This window comes from Planctomycetia bacterium (genome assembly GCA_021413845.1).
Classification (GTDB): Bacteria; Planctomycetota; Planctomycetia; order Pirellulales; family PNKZ01; genus PNKZ01.
The window spans coordinates 24658-39826 of the sequence record JAIOPP010000053.1 but is presented as its reverse complement, the minus strand read 5'-3'; the positions used below and the strand labels follow the sequence as shown (position 1 = coordinate 39826).

The 15169-nt window shown below is 62.8% G+C and carries 12 protein-coding genes; 7 read left to right on the top strand and 5 right to left on the bottom strand.

All coding sequences use genetic code 11. The features are described from left to right. The first annotated feature begins 265 nt into the window (after positions 1–265). Positions 266–892 (top strand): RluA family pseudouridine synthase, encoded by a 627-nt coding sequence (locus tag K8U03_09545; GenBank protein MCE9605129.1) that lies wholly within the window; start codon positions 266–268, stop codon positions 890–892. 26 nt (positions 893–918) lie between these two features. Here K8U03_09545 and K8U03_09540 read toward each other — a convergent pair whose 3' ends face one another. Continuing rightward, positions 919–2457 carry an oligosaccharide flippase family protein gene (locus tag K8U03_09540; GenBank protein MCE9605128.1) on the bottom strand — a complete coding sequence of 513 codons (1539 nt, stop codon included), beginning with the start codon at positions 2455–2457 and terminating at the stop codon, positions 919–921. Between the two features lie 218 nt (positions 2458–2675). After that, positions 2676–4004: a glycoside hydrolase family 15 protein gene (locus tag K8U03_09535; protein MCE9605127.1), complete on the bottom strand. Its 1329-nt coding sequence runs from the start codon at positions 4002–4004 to the stop codon at positions 2676–2678. Positions 4005–4223: 219 nt separating this feature from the next. Between K8U03_09535 and K8U03_09530 the strand changes: the two genes are divergently transcribed. Then, positions 4224–5369 carry a hypothetical protein gene (locus tag K8U03_09530; protein MCE9605126.1) on the top strand — a complete coding sequence of 382 codons (1146 nt, stop codon included), beginning with the start codon at positions 4224–4226 and terminating at the stop codon, positions 5367–5369. 46 nt (positions 5370–5415) lie between these two features. Here the strand turns inward: K8U03_09530 and K8U03_09525 are convergent, their stop codons facing one another. Further along, the gene (locus tag K8U03_09525; protein ID MCE9605125.1) at positions 5416–6696 is read right to left on the bottom strand and encodes an amidohydrolase; all 1281 of its coding nucleotides are present in this window, start codon (positions 6694–6696) and stop codon (positions 5416–5418) included. A gap of 266 nt (positions 6697–6962) precedes the next feature. Between K8U03_09525 and K8U03_09520 the strand changes: the two genes are divergently transcribed. The 3 genes from K8U03_09520 to K8U03_09510 all read left to right on the top strand — a co-directional run bounded on the left by K8U03_09520 (position 6963) and on the right by K8U03_09510 (position 8024). Further along, a complete protein-coding gene (locus K8U03_09520; protein ID MCE9605124.1) occupies positions 6963–7289 on the top strand; it encodes a hypothetical protein in 327 nt (108 codons plus the stop codon). A gap of 129 nt (positions 7290–7418) precedes the next feature. Continuing rightward, positions 7419–7667, top strand: coding sequence for a hypothetical protein (locus tag K8U03_09515; GenBank protein ID MCE9605123.1), 249 nt, complete (start codon positions 7419–7421; stop codon positions 7665–7667). Positions 7668–7679: 12 nt separating this feature from the next. Beyond that, the gene (locus tag K8U03_09510) at positions 7680–8024 is read left to right on the top strand and encodes a histidine triad nucleotide-binding protein (GenBank protein ID MCE9605122.1); all 345 of its coding nucleotides are present in this window, start codon (positions 7680–7682) and stop codon (positions 8022–8024) included. Between the two features lie 17 nt (positions 8025–8041). Here K8U03_09510 and K8U03_09505 read toward each other — a convergent pair whose 3' ends face one another. Together K8U03_09505 and K8U03_09500 are read right to left on the bottom strand one after the other, a co-directional pair. Continuing rightward, positions 8042–12160 carry a family 10 glycosylhydrolase gene (locus tag K8U03_09505; protein MCE9605121.1) on the bottom strand — a complete coding sequence of 1373 codons (4119 nt, stop codon included), beginning with the start codon at positions 12158–12160 and terminating at the stop codon, positions 8042–8044. A 190-nt stretch (positions 12161–12350) separates the two neighbouring features. After that, positions 12351–13637 (bottom strand): sulfatase-like hydrolase/transferase, encoded by a 1287-nt coding sequence (locus tag K8U03_09500; GenBank protein MCE9605120.1) that lies wholly within the window; start codon positions 13635–13637, stop codon positions 12351–12353. Positions 13638–13819: 182 nt separating this feature from the next. On the opposite strand from K8U03_09500, the gene K8U03_09495 reads away from it, so the two are divergent. Continuing rightward, positions 13820–14737 (top strand): TIM barrel protein, encoded by a 918-nt coding sequence (locus K8U03_09495; GenBank protein MCE9605119.1) that lies wholly within the window; start codon positions 13820–13822, stop codon positions 14735–14737. Then, a complete protein-coding gene (locus tag K8U03_09490) occupies positions 14730–15140 on the top strand; it encodes a helix-turn-helix domain-containing protein (protein ID MCE9605118.1) in 411 nt (136 codons plus the stop codon). The genes K8U03_09495 and K8U03_09490 overlap by 8 nt, the downstream gene beginning before the upstream one ends. Positions 15141–15169 lie beyond the last annotated feature (29 nt).

Sequence of the window (15169 nt, the reverse complement as noted above, 5' to 3'; positions counted from 1 at the left end):
GCAAAGCAAGAACCGGCGGAAAAGTCGTCGCATAAGACACGTCCCGAGAAGTTAATATCGACAACGACGTTGCTATCGTCACAGTGGGTGGGCAATGCACAACCGTCGCCCGCCGTGCGACCATTGCCTACAGACGTATCGAAACAAGCGTTACCTTTGGTTTATCGAGAAACCCAGGCACGTTGCATACTACTGTTACGGACTGATCCGTATCTCCGTTAGAATCCGCACGTCCGTCATTCCGATACTTCCCGACGGCGTTGCAATGCCGACATTCCGCAAAGTTTACCAAGACGAAACCCTGATCGTCCTCGATAAGCCGTCGGGCCTATTAGCCGTGCCGGGCCGCGGACCGGAGCTGCAAGACTGCTTGAGCGCTCGCGTCCAAGCGGAGTTGCCGCAAGCGACCATCGTGCATCGACTCGATCGGGATACGTCGGGCCTGATCGTCATGGCTCTCGACGCCGACGCGCAGCGCGAGCTCAGCCGCCAGTTCGCCGCGCGCGAAGTCGCCAAGGTGTATCGCGCGCTCGTGTTCGGCAATCCGCGCGAAGAAGACGGCCTCGTCGATCTGCCGCTGCGGAAAGATTTCGATCGTCCGCCGCGCCACATGGTCGACCCGGTTCAAGGTCGGCCCGCGCAAACGCGCTGGCGCGTCGTCGAGCGTCGGCCCGATCGAGCGCTATTAGAAGTCGAACCGATTACCGGCCGTTCGCACCAGATTCGGATTCATCTGGCCGCGCTCGAGCATCCGATCCTCGGCGACCCGCTCTATGCCCACGAGCGTGCGCTCCCCATGGCCGAGCGCCTCATGCTGCATTCCGAACGACTAACGCTAACCCATCCGCGCGACGGCCGGCGCCTGAGTTGGACGGCACCGGCACCGTTTTAGTTCGCGAGCTACGGGCTCATGCGCAATTAATGCGTGCCGCCGGCGGCGACCTTCGGCGCGCGCAGCTTGAACCGCACGGCCAAGCTCGCGGCACCGGCCAGGAGTTGCCGCTTCTCTTCGCTGCTGAACAAGCCGAGCTTCGGCACCAGGCCCGAGGCGAGCACCGCCACGGCACCCAACGCCGGCCAAGGCCCGAGCAAGAGCAAGCCGGGCAGGGCGATGGCGAAGACCATGCCGCGATCGAGCTTCATCCCCAATGCGCGACAGAGGAGCCAGAGCGTCGCGAGCGAGGCAAACTTCGCCGTCGCCGAAGCCATGACTGCTCCTTCCAATCCGTAGCGCGGCAGCAAAACGAGATTCAGGCCGACGTTCGTCAGCAGCCCGAGCGTCAGCCCGACGCACGCCAAGCGTGATTTCTCGGCACACCAGAGCCAATTGTTGCTGATCATCGCGAGGCCGGTCCAGAGCGCACAGGTCAGCGCCCAGGGAAACACGGCTTCGCCGAAGCCGAATTTGTCGCCGAGCGCCGTCTGGAAAAACAGCGGCGACATCACGACCAACCCGATCGAGAGTAACAGAAACGACACGGTAAACAACTTGAGGATCAGACGCAGCCGGCCGGCGACGATCTCCCGCCGGCCCGCCTCCCAATCGTGGATCAGGTGCGGCGTGATGAGGGTCGAAAGCAAGTCGGCGAGTCCGAGAAACAACACCGGAATGATCCGCGCACTATGGTACTGGCCGACGAGATCGAGCGCGGCGTGCGAATCGAGCCCGCTGAAGTGAACGATCATGTAGCGATCGGCGAGTTCCGACGAGTTCGAGATCCAGTTCGTCATCCAGACCCAAAACGCAAACGGCATCAGCCGAGTCCACAGCGTCCGGTGCGGAAGCAAGGTCTCGGCCAACGGCAACTCGCGCCACAGCCGCACCATCCACACGATCGAAACCAGCGACGATACCGCGCACGCCACACCGAAGCCGATCACCGCAGCGATCGCTTCCGAGCGCCAAGCGGTCATCAGCACCAAGCTTACGGCCGCGAAGAGAATCGTGTTCGAGAATTGCAGATACGAGACGATCCGACTGGCCCGCAGTGCCGTGAAGAAGCAGGTAATGAAATTGAAGACGATCAGCGTCGCGAGCGTTCCGGACATCGCCAGCACCAGCGGAGCGTCGGCTGCATCGCCGAAGATCAGCTCCGCGATGAACGTACGACCCCCTGCCGCCGCGAGGCAAAACACGAGCGCGGGCACGAAGCTGCACAAGGTCGTGCGACGGAGAAACGTTCGCAACTGTCCCGAGGCCCGATACGCTTCGACGTAACGTCCGAAACTTCCCGGCAACCCGAACACGGCCAACGGAGCCGCGAGCATGAGGAAGCTGAAGGCGAGATCCCATTCGCCGAGTTGATCGACATCGAGCGAGCGGCAGAAAAGAATGCCGCGCGCAAAGCCGACCAACCGCTGCACGATCGTGAGCGCGAGCAGGATCAACACCCCCTCGGCCAGCGAATCGGCACGAATCGATTTTGTCGATGATCCGGATTTTAACGAGCCCGACATCTTCCTACTCCGCCACGTTTGCCAGGCCGGAGCGCGCAGTTCCGGCTGCGCAAGTGTAGGTCGCGATTAGCTCGCGTCGGACGTAGAGATCAGTGACTTGCCGCAAGTCCGAGGCGAGCGGGGACAGTCATGTCCCCGTTGAACCCGCCGCGAAACTTCGCCGCTAGATCGGGCTCGAACCAGCTTCCAACGGCCGATTCACACCGGCCGCTCGCCTTCTAGTTTCCGGCGTTTCCGACGGATTGGAGTTCCAGGCTCCGCTCCATCATCCGGAGCGCCGTCAGGAGATTCCCTTGCGTCCAGAGGAGCGGCGTTTGGTCGACCGGCACGTAACGGCCGTTCTCCAAGTAATACGACTCCGGGCAGCGCATGCCGCCGAACCGGGAGTCGTCGGCCGTGAGATGGCCGAGCGAGCGATTGAGATACTCCGTCTGCAGCGCGAGCATTTTGTGGTCTTTCGTCGCTTGGAACCGACGACCGTAAGCGGCCGAGAGAATCGGGTCGAAGATGCACCACTGCGCTTCTTCCCCCGCGCGCAGCATCGCATCGCGGCCGCTCATGTCGTCGCTGAAGTCGGCGGTCCACATATCCGACGACAGCTTCGTTTTATAATCGGCGCACCAATAGGAATCTCCCTTGTAGCGACGAATACCGATGTCTCCTTGCAGCTCGCGCACGACCGATTCGATGATCGCGAGCGACGCCTTCTCGTCGACGATTTCCAGCGGATAAACCAAGAACAACAGCGCGCCGTCCGCCTCGCGTCGTTTCGCCGTATCGGCATCGGCGCACTCGTGCGGCAGATGGATCGTCAGCGCCTCGCGCCCCTTCGCCACCAGCTTCTCCAGCCGCGTGCGGGTCAAGACTTCCTCGCCGAACTTCAACATCGGGCTCCAATCCGGCCGCTCCACGAGCGACAGCAAGCCCTGCAATCCGGCCAGCGCCGTGCCGATGCTCGAAGAACTTTGCTTGCGAGATTCTTCCCAATGCCCGCTATCTTCGTCGCGCCAGAATTCGATCTTCTCTAAGAACAACGCCGTGCCCGCCAGCGCTTGCGCCGTCGCGGCGTCGACCGTCAGGAGCCCTTCCTCGATGAGACGGGTCGCGATCCAGAGGAAATAGCCGAGCGCGTCGTTCTGAGCGTGGGCCCATTTCTGATCGATCTCGGCGAGCAACTTACCGTCGAAGCGAATATGCGGACGTAGCATCGGATCGCTCGGATCGGCAACGCCGGCCAATACGTCGGCGATCCGCTTGCGCTGCGTGCCGAAAAACGAAACCAACCCGACGACGATCTTCCGCGCGATCTCATGCTGCCCGTCGATGAGATGCGCGTGCGCCACATGCACGTTGTCGCGCACCCACACGCTCGCGTAGCCCGACGAGTCTCCTTCGGCCAGATGGGCCGCAGGGTAAAGACCGGTCGAAAGGGCCGGGAAGTGGAACGTCTTCTCGCCGCGCAGAAACGCGATCAAGCGCCGTAAGTCTTCCGGCTGATAACGATGACGCAGATAGTCGAGCAGGCGCGGATTGTGAATTCGAAGCATAGCGAAAGAACGACCTCGGGAAATGAAAACGAACGCGTGCTTTATGGCGCACCTTGGGCTTGGAGTTATAACGAAGCCTCGCCCGCACGAAAAAGGGCTGTTATCCGGTCTCCCGCAAAATATGCGGCGAAGTGCGGAATATACTTCTGCTATCGTCGCATTCCGCCGACCTGTCTCCGACGTCTAACGATCTCGCGATCGCTCCTTTATAATCGACGCATGGCTTCGGATCCTTCCAACGTCGCGCTGGTTCGCCGCATTCACGAGAGCCCCGTGCGCCTCGTGGCCGCCGCCACCGGGGGAGGGAGCCGCTTGATCAGCGAGCTGTTGACCGTGCCCGGCGCATCGCAAACCGTGCTGGAAGCGCTCGTGCCGTATGCGCTGCCGGCGCTCGTCGAGTTCCTCGGCTCGACTCCGGAGCAAGCCTGCTCTTCGTCAACGGCCCGCGCAATGGCGATGCGTTGCTTCGAGCGTGCGCGGCGTTTGCGCGGCGCCGACGATTTTCCGGTCGTCGGCCTAGGGCTGTCGGCGAGTCTCGCTTCGGATCGGCCCAAGCGCGGCTCGCACCGAATTCATCTAGCCGTGCAGTCGAACCGTTGTACCTGGTCTACTTCGCTCGAACTCGAAAAAGGAGCCCGCTCACGCGACGAGGAAGAAGCGCTCGCCGCGGCGTTGGCACTGGAATCGTTGGCAGAAGCGTGCGGCATCGACGATCGCCCACCGCTCAAGCTTGCGCCGCACGAACGACCGGTTCATCGCCGCACCGAAGCGCTTCCGGCCTGGATCGAGCTAGCCGAAGACCGGCTCGCGCGCACGGACGAACGCCGCGAATTCGCCGGCCGATCCGCTGCGCCGCGGGCCGTGTTCCCCGGCTCGTTTCATCCGTTGCACGCCGGGCATCTACGCATGGCCGAGATCGCTGCGGCGCGGCTTGGTTGCTCGGTCGATTTCGAGTTCTCGATCGAGAACGTCGAGAAGCCGCCGCTCGACTTCGAAGAAATGGAAGATCGCTCGCGGCAGTTCGATTCCCGCACGCGCGTCTGGTTCACGCGCGCACCACGCATGGTGCAGAAGGCACGGCTGTTTCCCGAGGCCACGCTGGTGTGCGGCATCGACACGTTGCTGCGCGTCGCCGATCCCCGCTTCACGGCCGGCAGCGAAGCCGAACGAGACCGGACGCTCGCCGAGATCGAAGCGCTCGGCTGCCGCTTCTTAGTCTTCGGCAGGCTCTGCGGCGACCGATTCCAAACACTCGCCGATCTCGACCTGCCCGACACGCTGCGACGAATCTGCGACGGCATCGACGAGCCGGAGTTTCGGGCCGATGTGAGTTCGACGGAACTGAGGAGAAGTGATAAGTGCTAAATGATAAGTGATAAATGCCAGAGGTCCGTCCTTCATTTAGCATTTATCATTTAGCATTTATCATTTCCCACTTTGTGAGCTTTTCCTTCACGCCCGGAATGATCCGCGCCGCGTTCTCGTGGTAGACCTTCTTAAGCACTTCGTCGGGTAGGAAGATTCCGTAGATGTTCCAAAACCCTTGCGGCGGGAACGGGTTCTCGGCGTAGGCGAAGTATTCGTCGTCGGTCTCTAAGAACCGCCAATACGGATACAACCGCTCGGGCACGCGCGGGCCGTCGGTGCCGAAGAGAATGCGATCGGCATACTTGAGGAAGAACTTCCGCGACGTATACGGCTGCCGACCGAGTTCCGAAGTGCGCGAAGCGATCTCGACGACCAAGTTCGGATACTTGTCGAGCCACGCGCCGGCCGTCGCAAGATCTTCCGAGTTGCCGGCCACATGTGCGCCGATGAACGTCGTCTGCGGATGCCGCTCGACGACGCGCACGAACGCCGCCAAAAGTTCCTCGCGCTGCGGGAATTGCGGCCCGTAGAAGCTCCATTCCGGATGCCGATGCAACTCTTCCCACCGCTCGTTGCGCGCGTCGATCGGCTGAAAGAACGCCGGCGGATCGCCGCTATGAATGATCACCGGCAGGCCGAGTTTGCCGCACGCTTCCCAGATCGGATCCCAGCGCGGATCGTCGAGCTTGATGAACGAGCCGTCGGGGTTTTTGTAAACGAGTCCGAGATCTTTGAACACCTTCAACCCGCTCACGCCGGCCTCCTTCGCGGCAGCCAATGCCGCGGCCATGCGGCGACCGAAGTCGGGCCGGTGGCAGTCCCAAGTGGCGTAGTCGGCGGGGGTGCCGTCGCCGCGCCAATCGATGTTCGAGAAGATCACGAACCGGTCGCGGTGCTTCGTCCAGACGTATTTCGAATGTTCCTCTAACGCCGCCCCGAGCCCGCCGTCGAGGCTCACGCACACCGCGATCCGCTGCGCATCCATCGTCTTCACGAACGTGTCGAGCGCGTCCGGCGAGTGATGCAGCCGGATCTTCGGATGCACATGCACGTCGACCACGGGAAACTTCGCGTGCTTCAGATGATGCTCCGGCACGACGAGCGTCGACTTCGGCCGGAAGTTCTCCAGCGCAAGATCGCGACCGTCTTTGCCGTCCGACAACGGTGCGGCGTTTGCATCCTTCGTCGTCTTCGGCGGTGCCGACTGTTGTGCCGGTGCGGGCGTAGCCGCGCTACCAACCAGTACGATCGCACCGATTAGGGAGGGGGCCATGCGATGCGCGGCGCGAAGCAAGCAGGTCGAAAATCGTACGGATCGTCGCATGAAGCAGCTCGAAGAGAAGGGTTTTCCAGCATTCTACGCAGAAGGCCGACAGCCTGCACGACCCGACCTTTCGGCAGGTTCGGAAGCCGGCCGATCAGTTATGGCGCGCAGTTGCGAAGCGCGGCCCATGACGATTTATGCGGATTGCGCAAACATGCGGGCCGGCGAAAACCGTTTCGAGCGATGCCGGCATCGGGCCGATAACTGCTTAGCCCCGAAGCGCGAGACGGTCTCCCTCGCGCTCCCCTTCCCCAGGAGTTTTCGGCATGTCGCATGATAAGTTCGTGTTCCGCGTTCTCACCCGAGGGACCGATGGTGAGATTCAAACCCGCGAGTATCTCCGGATCGATTCGCTGGAGAAATCGCATACGCAAGTCGGCATCGACGATTGCAGCACCGATCTCAATCTGCGCGGCCTGCCGCTTTTCCACGGCCTGATCGGCCCGATTCCCGACGGCAAAGGCTTCGTGCGCTATGAGACGCCCGAGGTGTTCGAGACGCTGACGAAGGAATGGATCAACACGAAGGTGCCGCGCCGTCGTCGCCGCACGTCGAAGCCCGACGGACTGACGACGCTGCCGAAGCCGGAATAGTCCGGCCGGCGGCGAAACCCTGTCGCAGACGGGCGGCGTTGATTATGATTCACGTCGGCGTTTCGGCCGGTTGCGTTGGGTCGCGATCGACGATTCGCATTCATCCGTGCGTGTCTTGGCGATGAGTCGATGATCAGCCCTGAATTCTTGAAGATGTTGCGTTGTCCCGAGGATCGGTCGGCCCTCCACCCGGCCGATGCCGCGACGATTGCGCTGCTCGGCGCCGCGATCACGGCCGGAACGCTGCGGAACCGGGGGGGCGAGGTCGTGACGCGCTCCTTCGATGAAGGGCTCATCCGAGCCGACGGCAAGCTCCTATATCCGATCGTCGACCAGATTCCGATCTTGTTGATCGACGAAGGAATTCCGCTGAACTAAGGAACACCGCGCGTGTCGACCAAGACGATCTTCGAGCGCATCATCGCTCGCGAAATTCCGGCCGAGATCGTCTTCGAAGACGATCGCTGCCTCGCCTTCCGCGATATCGCGCCGCAAGCCCCCGTGCATCTGCTCGTGATCCCGAAGAAGAAGATTCGCTCTTGGGCCGATCTCGCCGACGACGACACGGCGCTCGTCGGCCACATCGCGATCGTGATCCGCAACCTGGCCTCGGAACTGCAATTGGCCGACGGCTACCGTGTCGTCTGCAATAGCGGGCCCGACGGCGGGCAGACGGTCGACTATCTGCACTTCCATCTGCTCGGCGGCCGCGCGCTGCACTGGCCTCCCGGCTAAGCCTCGAGCGCCGCGACCTAGCGCAACCAGTCGGGCACGAACCGCCGCATCCGGTCGCGAATGCCCGGCGCAGGTTCCGCGGCAGGCGCAGCCGGTGCCGGAGCGCGCGCCGTGAGCGGCACTTCGCCGCCGGAGTTCGTTTGCGGATAGCTCGGCACACCGGTCTGCTCGCCGGTGCCGCTCCCGTCGCCGACGAGCTTCGAGCCGTCCGTCGCCGCGGTGGGAACATAGGCTCGCAAGAAGCGCGGCCAATAGCCGTCGAGCAAGCGGGCACACTCGCCGATCTCCCCCTTCTGCAGCTTGAACTCCGCGAGCGTGATTACCTTCGAGAGTTCCAATCGTTCGGCGTCCGTGAAGTCGAGATCGGTCACGGCGACGTCGTCGAGCAGCACTTCGCCGGGCCCGGAAAGCTCGAACCTGATGCGTAAGTCGGCCAAGCCGGTCGTCGGCAGGTCGTGGACTTGAAAGAGAAACTGGCGCCATTCATGGTCGAGCGGCGCGGCGTTCGGTCCGCCGCCGACGGACGCGAAACGATAGAACGATTGCACTTCTTCGCTGCCGATCAAGCGCCCTTCGAAGGCCAAGCGAAGTCGCGGTTGCTCCGTCGATGCTTTGCGCAACCACACCGATAGCGCCACGCGGCCGCTCGGGCCGACCGTGATCGGATCGCTCTGGATCGCGCCCCCCGACTCGCCGCTGACGAACAGCGCGCATTGCACGCCGCTTCGTTGCCGCACGGTTTCGATCTTCAAGCCGCCGTCTCCCGCGACATGCCGCCAACCGGTCGCGGGCGCGGTCGGAGGGGCGGAAGGCATGGCTTTCGCCACGGTCGGCTCGAAGCCCGGGTTCACGATTCTTACGAACGACGACGCCCGCTGGATGTTCGCGGTGTGCAGCCAAAGATCGCGAATACGCTTCGTCAACATCTCGGAGACTTCGTCAGCGACCTCGATCCGAGGCTGCGACGCCGCGACGTTCGGCTCTAAGAACATTCCGCCGACGACGTCGTAGGGTTCCAACTTCGCTTGCCATTTGCGACCGGTATCGTCGGAAATCCAACCGGTCTGCGCGGCACCCGAGCCGAAGCCGCGCCAAACAGTATTGGGCGAAGCGGTCATGTCGAGCGTGACGGTCGCCGGCCAAGGGGCATCGTTGACGAGGTAGTAATAGGTTCGATCGTCGCGCGTCAGGGTGCGAATCGTGACGAACGTCCGACCGCTCGGCACGGTCGCGAACTTCTCGGCCGGCAGCGCTCGCAAGACTCCGGCAAGCTTGCGCATGTCGTCTTCTTCGCCGAGCGGCAGGAGCCAGCCTCCTTGAAACGATGCCGCAGTGTCGAGCGCGGCCAGTTGATGCACCATCGCGCGCCGTTGCTTCCCGGCACCCGGAAGCGCATGCGTGAAGAAGCGGGCCGCGATCGGCTGATACGGGCTTTGCTTTTCGAGCGAGTCGAGCCGCGCCGATTGCGGCTCGTAGAAGATCAGGCTGGTCGGCCAAGGCTGCTCGGCCGCAACTTTGTCCATCGCCTCGGAACGATTGAGTTCAAGCATCGCCCCTTGGTCGACCAGCGCGTCGACCGGCTTCGACACATAGGAGCGCATCCACACGACGCCCGGAACTTTGCTCAAGCGAACGGGATCGAGACCCGACTCGAGCAGCGCTTGTTCGGGAACGATCGGAGTGCCGAGCGTCGGCTGAAGCCGGGCCTGCGCATCGCGGCTCTCCCAAGCATGCGCCGCGACGAGATACAATCGCCGCGAGCTTTCCTTCGCGATCGCGGCATGCAGTCGGCCGTATAACCGAGCGACCTTCTCCGCGCGCCAAGCAAGCCACGCCGTGCGATGGTCGTCGACGACGGCGACGGCCAAATCGCGGGCGGAAAGATTCGCAGGCAAGTTCAAGTTCGTCTCTTGCGCGAAACTTCGTAGCGTATCCGAATCGGCTCCCCAATCGCTGCCGAAGTGTTGCGTATAGCCATCCGGAGAGAGTTGGATCGCGACCCCCGCGAACGAAGAGTGCGTGCCGTAGCGTTGATTCAACTCGGCCAAGATCGCGGTCATTTCTTGTTCGACGCGCGGCTTTAACGGATCGTACGGCGACTTCGCGACGTCCATCGTGCGCGGCGCGGCCCGTTGCGGACGGAGCGGGTCGACGCCGAGCGTGCGCAGACCGTCGCGGCGCACCGCTTCGAGCTGCGGCAGTCGCGAAGCGAACTGCACTGCCGGAATCAGCCGCAAGCCCTCGCGGTCGAACATCCGCATCAACAGCTCGAGCACATCCTTGCGCGTCGGATCTTGTCCGTCGGCGAAGAAGATCCCGTCGTCGTAGCGAGGGGTCGATTCGAAATGTCGGCTCGGGTAGATCGCGCTCCCATCGGCTGCGGCCGTGATCATCGCGCCGTTGTAGCCGACATACGTGAGGTATTCGACGAGCCGGCGCGACCCTTCGTAGAACGTCACCCAATCGTCGAGGCAACGGGCCGATTCGCCGCCCGCGCCATCGAGCGTCGGCCCGCTCGAGAAGTTTTCGGGAAACAACGGCCGATCGTAGTACGCGGCCAGCAGCCGGCCGTCGGCTCGGGCTTCGGGCAGGTGCGCATGCGGCAGCGACGCCGCCTCGCGCGCTCCCCACGGTAGCGCCACGATCGACGGCGCGCGCGAACCCAAGAGCCGCAGCTTGCCGTACACGGCCGGAGCGTCGCGCCGGCGATTCATCACGACGATGAGCGGCGTCGCGGTTTGCGGCCAAACGACGATGCGGCGCGTCAACTTACGTTCGACTCGTTCGACATCCCCTTCGTCGAGGAACAGGCCGGAGTCGACCCCGATCGGCGTGACCGCGCCTGCCGCATTCGGCTCGACCAAGCTGATGCCGAGCGATTGCGCGACGTCAGAAGGGTACTCGATCTCCAGGATGTGCGGCTGGCCGGGCTGAGCGACCGGGATCGGATACGCTTGCCACGCGAGGTTCAGATGCGATTCGTACCAAGCCTTCGAGTCGCTCGGCTCGATCTTCTTCGACGGCGGTAGCTCGGTGTAGGTGCCCGTCGCCGAACGACGGAGCGCAGGTTTGCAATTGCCCAACGGCCCTCGCTTGAGGCTCGGAATCGTCGTCGCCGTGAGGGCTTTCGTTCGATCCCACCAGCCGGGGCTCGCCGGATCGATCTCCATGAGCACGCTCGGCTGAGGGGCTTCGCCGTGCTGCGGCCTAGCCGCGGGCTGCGGCGACAAGACGACGAACTGAATGCGGCGGCGTTCGATCGGCGCGGTGAGATTGAGGCGCGTCGTCAGGCTCGGTTGCTGGAGTTCTAAAACGACGTCGTAAACCCCTTCCGCGTCGGGCAGGCGAAGCGACAGCGGAATGCGATTCCAATCGCCGTCGTTCAACGGTGCCGTCACGTCGATCGAATCGGACCAGAGCGACTTCGCTTGTCGAGCCGGTTGCAACGATGCCGTGAGACGCAGCTGCGCGGCCGGCGCCAAGCCGAGCAGATGCGGCTGCAGCTCGACCTGCATCAACTCACCCGGCTTGAAGATCAAAGCGTTATAAACATAGCGGACGCGTAACCGATCTCCCGGCGCGCGGCGCACCGAAATCCGATTCCCTCCGCCATCGTTCAGCGGGGCATGAAACGTGTCGTGCAAGATCGAGAGGAGCGGCACTTCGACGCGCACCGGCGCGGCATTGCGATCGGCTCCGCATTGCAACGTGACGAGCAGTTTGCCGTCGGCGGGCCCGGCAATGGTGACGTCGACGCCGTCGTAAACGCGATCGGCGCGCGGCTCGATCTTCAGTCGCTCATCTTCGATGTACATCGAGCCCGGTTCATCGACTTCGAGCCCAAGCACGTGAGGGTGAGAGACCTTGCCGTCGACCATCTCGATCGTTCCGGCATACGGCTGCGCGGTGCCGCCGCCCCATTCGAAACGCAAGTTCAGCGAGACGACGCTCGCCGCCTTCGGTGCGGCAGGCGCGGCAACGGCGTTCGTGGTCGAGGCACTAGGCGCGGGCGGCTCGGCAGGGGGTGGCGCGCCGTGCGTGCGCAGATTCGCCAAGCCGCAAAGAAGCCCTAAGGCTATCGATGCGCGAGCGATTCCGATCAGCGTCGCCGTGGGCGGACGTCCGTGTCCGAGCATGCCGAGGGTGCCATGATTCGAGCGTACGACGTTCGGCGGCCTCCATGACGACCGAACGCATCGAGAGAGTATAGTTCGCCGGCACGCCGAACCCTATGGCACCTTGAACTGCCGGCAGCACGCAAGTCGCGAAAGTTCTCACTCCGTCGGGCTGCGCATTGCCGCGAATTTGCGGTGTGCAGGCGAAGCGTTACTCCCAACCTTCCGCTAGCACTTCTTCCAACGCCGGCGGCGAAGCCGAAGTTTGCATCGCCGCGAGCGTTTGCTGCGCGACGACGCGCAGTTGCTCGACGATCTCCGGGCAGCGAGACGCCACGTCGTTCGTTTCCCAAATATCATCGGGCTTGGTGTAAAGCTCGTCGGTATGCTCTTCGGCCGCATGCTCTTCGACCGTGTTCTCTTCAACCGGCGTTTCCGCAGACAGTGTGTTGCGGCAGCGCAGATACCAGGCCGAGGTCCGAATGCCCGACTCCGTTTCGCCGACGATCAGCGCTCGGTCGCGCAGCTCACGCGCGGTGCCGTCGACGAGCGGCAGAACGCTTCGCCCCCAACGAGCGCTCGCATCCTCGGCTGCGATGTTCGGCGTTGGCAGCAACTCGGCGAGCGTCCAATAGAGATCGCACGACTGCACCAGCGCGTGCGAACGCTGGAGTTTCCCGCGGCCGCGCGGCAAGCGCATCAGCCACGGAATTTGAATAAGCTCGCCGTGCAAGCGATCGTCGAACGGGCCGACCGCGCCGTGCTCGCCGAGCGCGATGCCGCGCGGCGCCAAGACGACGATCGCCGTGTCGTCGTCGAGGCCCGACTCTTCTAGTTGTTCGAGCAACCCGCCGAGGCAAGTATCCACGAGCGTTACCTGACCGGCGTACGCTTGCGAGATCCCGAAGCGTTCGTCGAGATCGACGTCGGCCGGCAATTCACGACGCGGCACCGAGGTGAACGTCGGGGGTTCGGGATCGTCTTCGTCGGCGTAGTCGTTGCGCATTTCGGTCGGCGCGTCCCACGGTCCGTTCATCGCTTGGGCATGAAACCAGAGAAAAAACGGTTGCCGTATCGAGGCCGCGCGTTCGAGCGTTTCGGTGAAGAGCCGGCCGAGGTGCGTCGATGCGGCATCGCCGGCGGGTTCGCAATCGACCGCCGGTTCGAACTCCGCTTTGTCGTCGAACGCCGCGCCGGCCGGATGTTCGCCGACCGTCGCATCGTCGGTCACCAGCAGCGTGCGCAAGCCGGCCGCGCGGGCCAGTTCGACGAGCGTCGGCCGGAGGACTGCGGCGGCGGCGCTTCGTTCTGCGATGTGCGAACCGCGCCATAGCGATTCATACGCCGAGGCCAGATCGGGCGTGTCGCAAAAAGCGGAATTGAGTACGAACCCTTCGGCCGCGAGACGGTTGAACGCCGGCGTCGAGACCCACGTGTTGCCGTAGCAACCGAGATAGCCCCAGTGAAGTCGATCGAGACAAACGCAAACGATATTCATGCGATTCCGGTTCGTTCCGGCGATAGGTCGCGGCGAGGGAGTGCAAAGATTAAACTAGCGAAGCCGGGCCGCATTCAATCGGTTCCGGCAACGAAATTGTCTCGCGTCGGCCTCGCTACCGCAAGGAGCACGCGCCGCGCTAGGCACGCCCACTCTCAGTTCACTCGCGGAGCCTTGCCCGTATGTCGCACGATCACGATGCCCGTTCCGTTCACGACACGGCCGCGAAGTTTCCGCGCCGCCGCCTGATTCGCTCGGCCGTCGTTGGAGCGGCCGGCCTGGCGTTAGCTGCGCCAAGCGCAGCCCCGGCCGCCGAAACCTATCGGATCAAGAACGATCGAATTCAACAGTCGATCGTGCCATGGTGTTATCGTCCGCTGACGGTGCCGCAACTGGCGAAGATGGGCCTTGAGCTCGGCTATAAGTCGATCGAATTGATTCCGGCGACGGAATGGCCGCTGTTGAAGGAGCTCGGGCTCAAGTGCGCCATCGCCGGGAGCCACGGCTTCAAGGTCGGCTTTGCGCATACGGAAGAGCATGAGCAGTGCATCAAAGTCTTGCGCGACCAGATCGACTTATCTGCCGCGCACGGCGTGCCGAGCGTCATTACGTTCTCCGGCATGCGCCGCGGCCTCACGACCGACGACGCTCTGAAGAACATGGTGTCGGGCCTGAAGAAGATCGTCGGCTATGCGGAAGAGAAGAAAGTGACCCTCTGCCTCGAGATGCTCAACTCGCGGGTCGATGTCGAGATGAAAGGGCATCCCGACTATTTTTGCGACGACATGGATCAGAGCATCGAGATCGTGAAGCAAGTCGGATCGCCGCGCATGAAGGTGCTGTTCGACATCTATCACGTGCAGATCATGCAAGGCGACGTCATCACGCGTATTCGGAAATATCACGAATACATCGGCCACTACCACACGGCCGGCAACCCAGGCCGCAACGAAATCGGCGACGGCCAAGAGATCAACTATCCGGGAATCATGCGAGCGATCGTCGACACGAAATACACGGGCTACGTCGGCCAAGAATTCATCCCGATCGGCGACACGTATGCCTCGCTGGTGGAAGCCGCTCGGCTGTGCGATGTGTAGGCGAATCCAAACGATCCATTTAGGCGACCAAGATTATGTCATCTTGCCGCGAGTCGAATACGAGCGTCTTACCACGTTGGCAAAGGCGATCGAACTTCCTCCGTTGCCGAAGGCAAATGCCGTGGGCAACTTCCCGGCCTTGGAGTTTACTCGCGCTTTGCTGGCGCGCGTTATCATTCGCGATCGCGTTGCGGCCGGTCTGAGTCAAAAAGACTTGGCGAGCAAAGCCGGTGTGCGGGTCGAAACTCTTTGTCGACTCGAAACGGGCAAAGTCACGCCGTCGTTGAGTACGATTAAGAAAATCGATAACGTGCTGAAGCAACTCTCCAAGGTCCGCTTGGATAAAGCTCGTTCACACGGTGCATCCGAGGCCGACCAAGCTAAGACCAAGAAGAGAAAGTAATTCGAGATCGCCGACGCCGAACCGGCTGT

What these genes read in the sequence shown, in the direction of transcription:
- K8U03_09545 (MCE9605129.1), top strand. Translation starts at nt 266, where the DNA reads ATGCCGACATTCCGCAAAGTTTACCAAGACGAAACCCTGATCGTCCTC.
- K8U03_09540 (MCE9605128.1), bottom strand. Translation starts at nt 2,457, where the DNA reads ATGTCGGGCTCGTTAAAATCCGGATCATCGACAAAATCGATTCGTGCC.
- K8U03_09535 (MCE9605127.1), bottom strand. Translation starts at nt 4,004, where the DNA reads ATGCTTCGAATTCACAATCCGCGCCTGCTCGACTATCTGCGTCATCGT.
- K8U03_09530 (MCE9605126.1), top strand. Translation starts at nt 4,224, where the DNA reads ATGGCTTCGGATCCTTCCAACGTCGCGCTGGTTCGCCGCATTCACGAG.
- K8U03_09525 (MCE9605125.1), bottom strand. Translation starts at nt 6,696, where the DNA reads ATGCGACGATCCGTACGATTTTCGACCTGCTTGCTTCGCGCCGCGCAT.
- K8U03_09520 (MCE9605124.1), top strand. Translation starts at nt 6,963, where the DNA reads ATGTCGCATGATAAGTTCGTGTTCCGCGTTCTCACCCGAGGGACCGAT.
- K8U03_09515 (MCE9605123.1), top strand. Translation starts at nt 7,419, where the DNA reads ATGATCAGCCCTGAATTCTTGAAGATGTTGCGTTGTCCCGAGGATCGG.
- K8U03_09505 (MCE9605121.1), bottom strand. Translation starts at nt 12,160, where the DNA reads ATGCTCGGACACGGACGTCCGCCCACGGCGACGCTGATCGGAATCGCT.
- K8U03_09500 (MCE9605120.1), bottom strand. Translation starts at nt 13,637, where the DNA reads ATGAATATCGTTTGCGTTTGTCTCGATCGACTTCACTGGGGCTATCTC.
- K8U03_09495 (MCE9605119.1), top strand. Translation starts at nt 13,820, where the DNA reads ATGTCGCACGATCACGATGCCCGTTCCGTTCACGACACGGCCGCGAAG.
- K8U03_09490 (MCE9605118.1), top strand. Translation starts at nt 14,730, where the DNA reads ATGTGTAGGCGAATCCAAACGATCCATTTAGGCGACCAAGATTATGTC.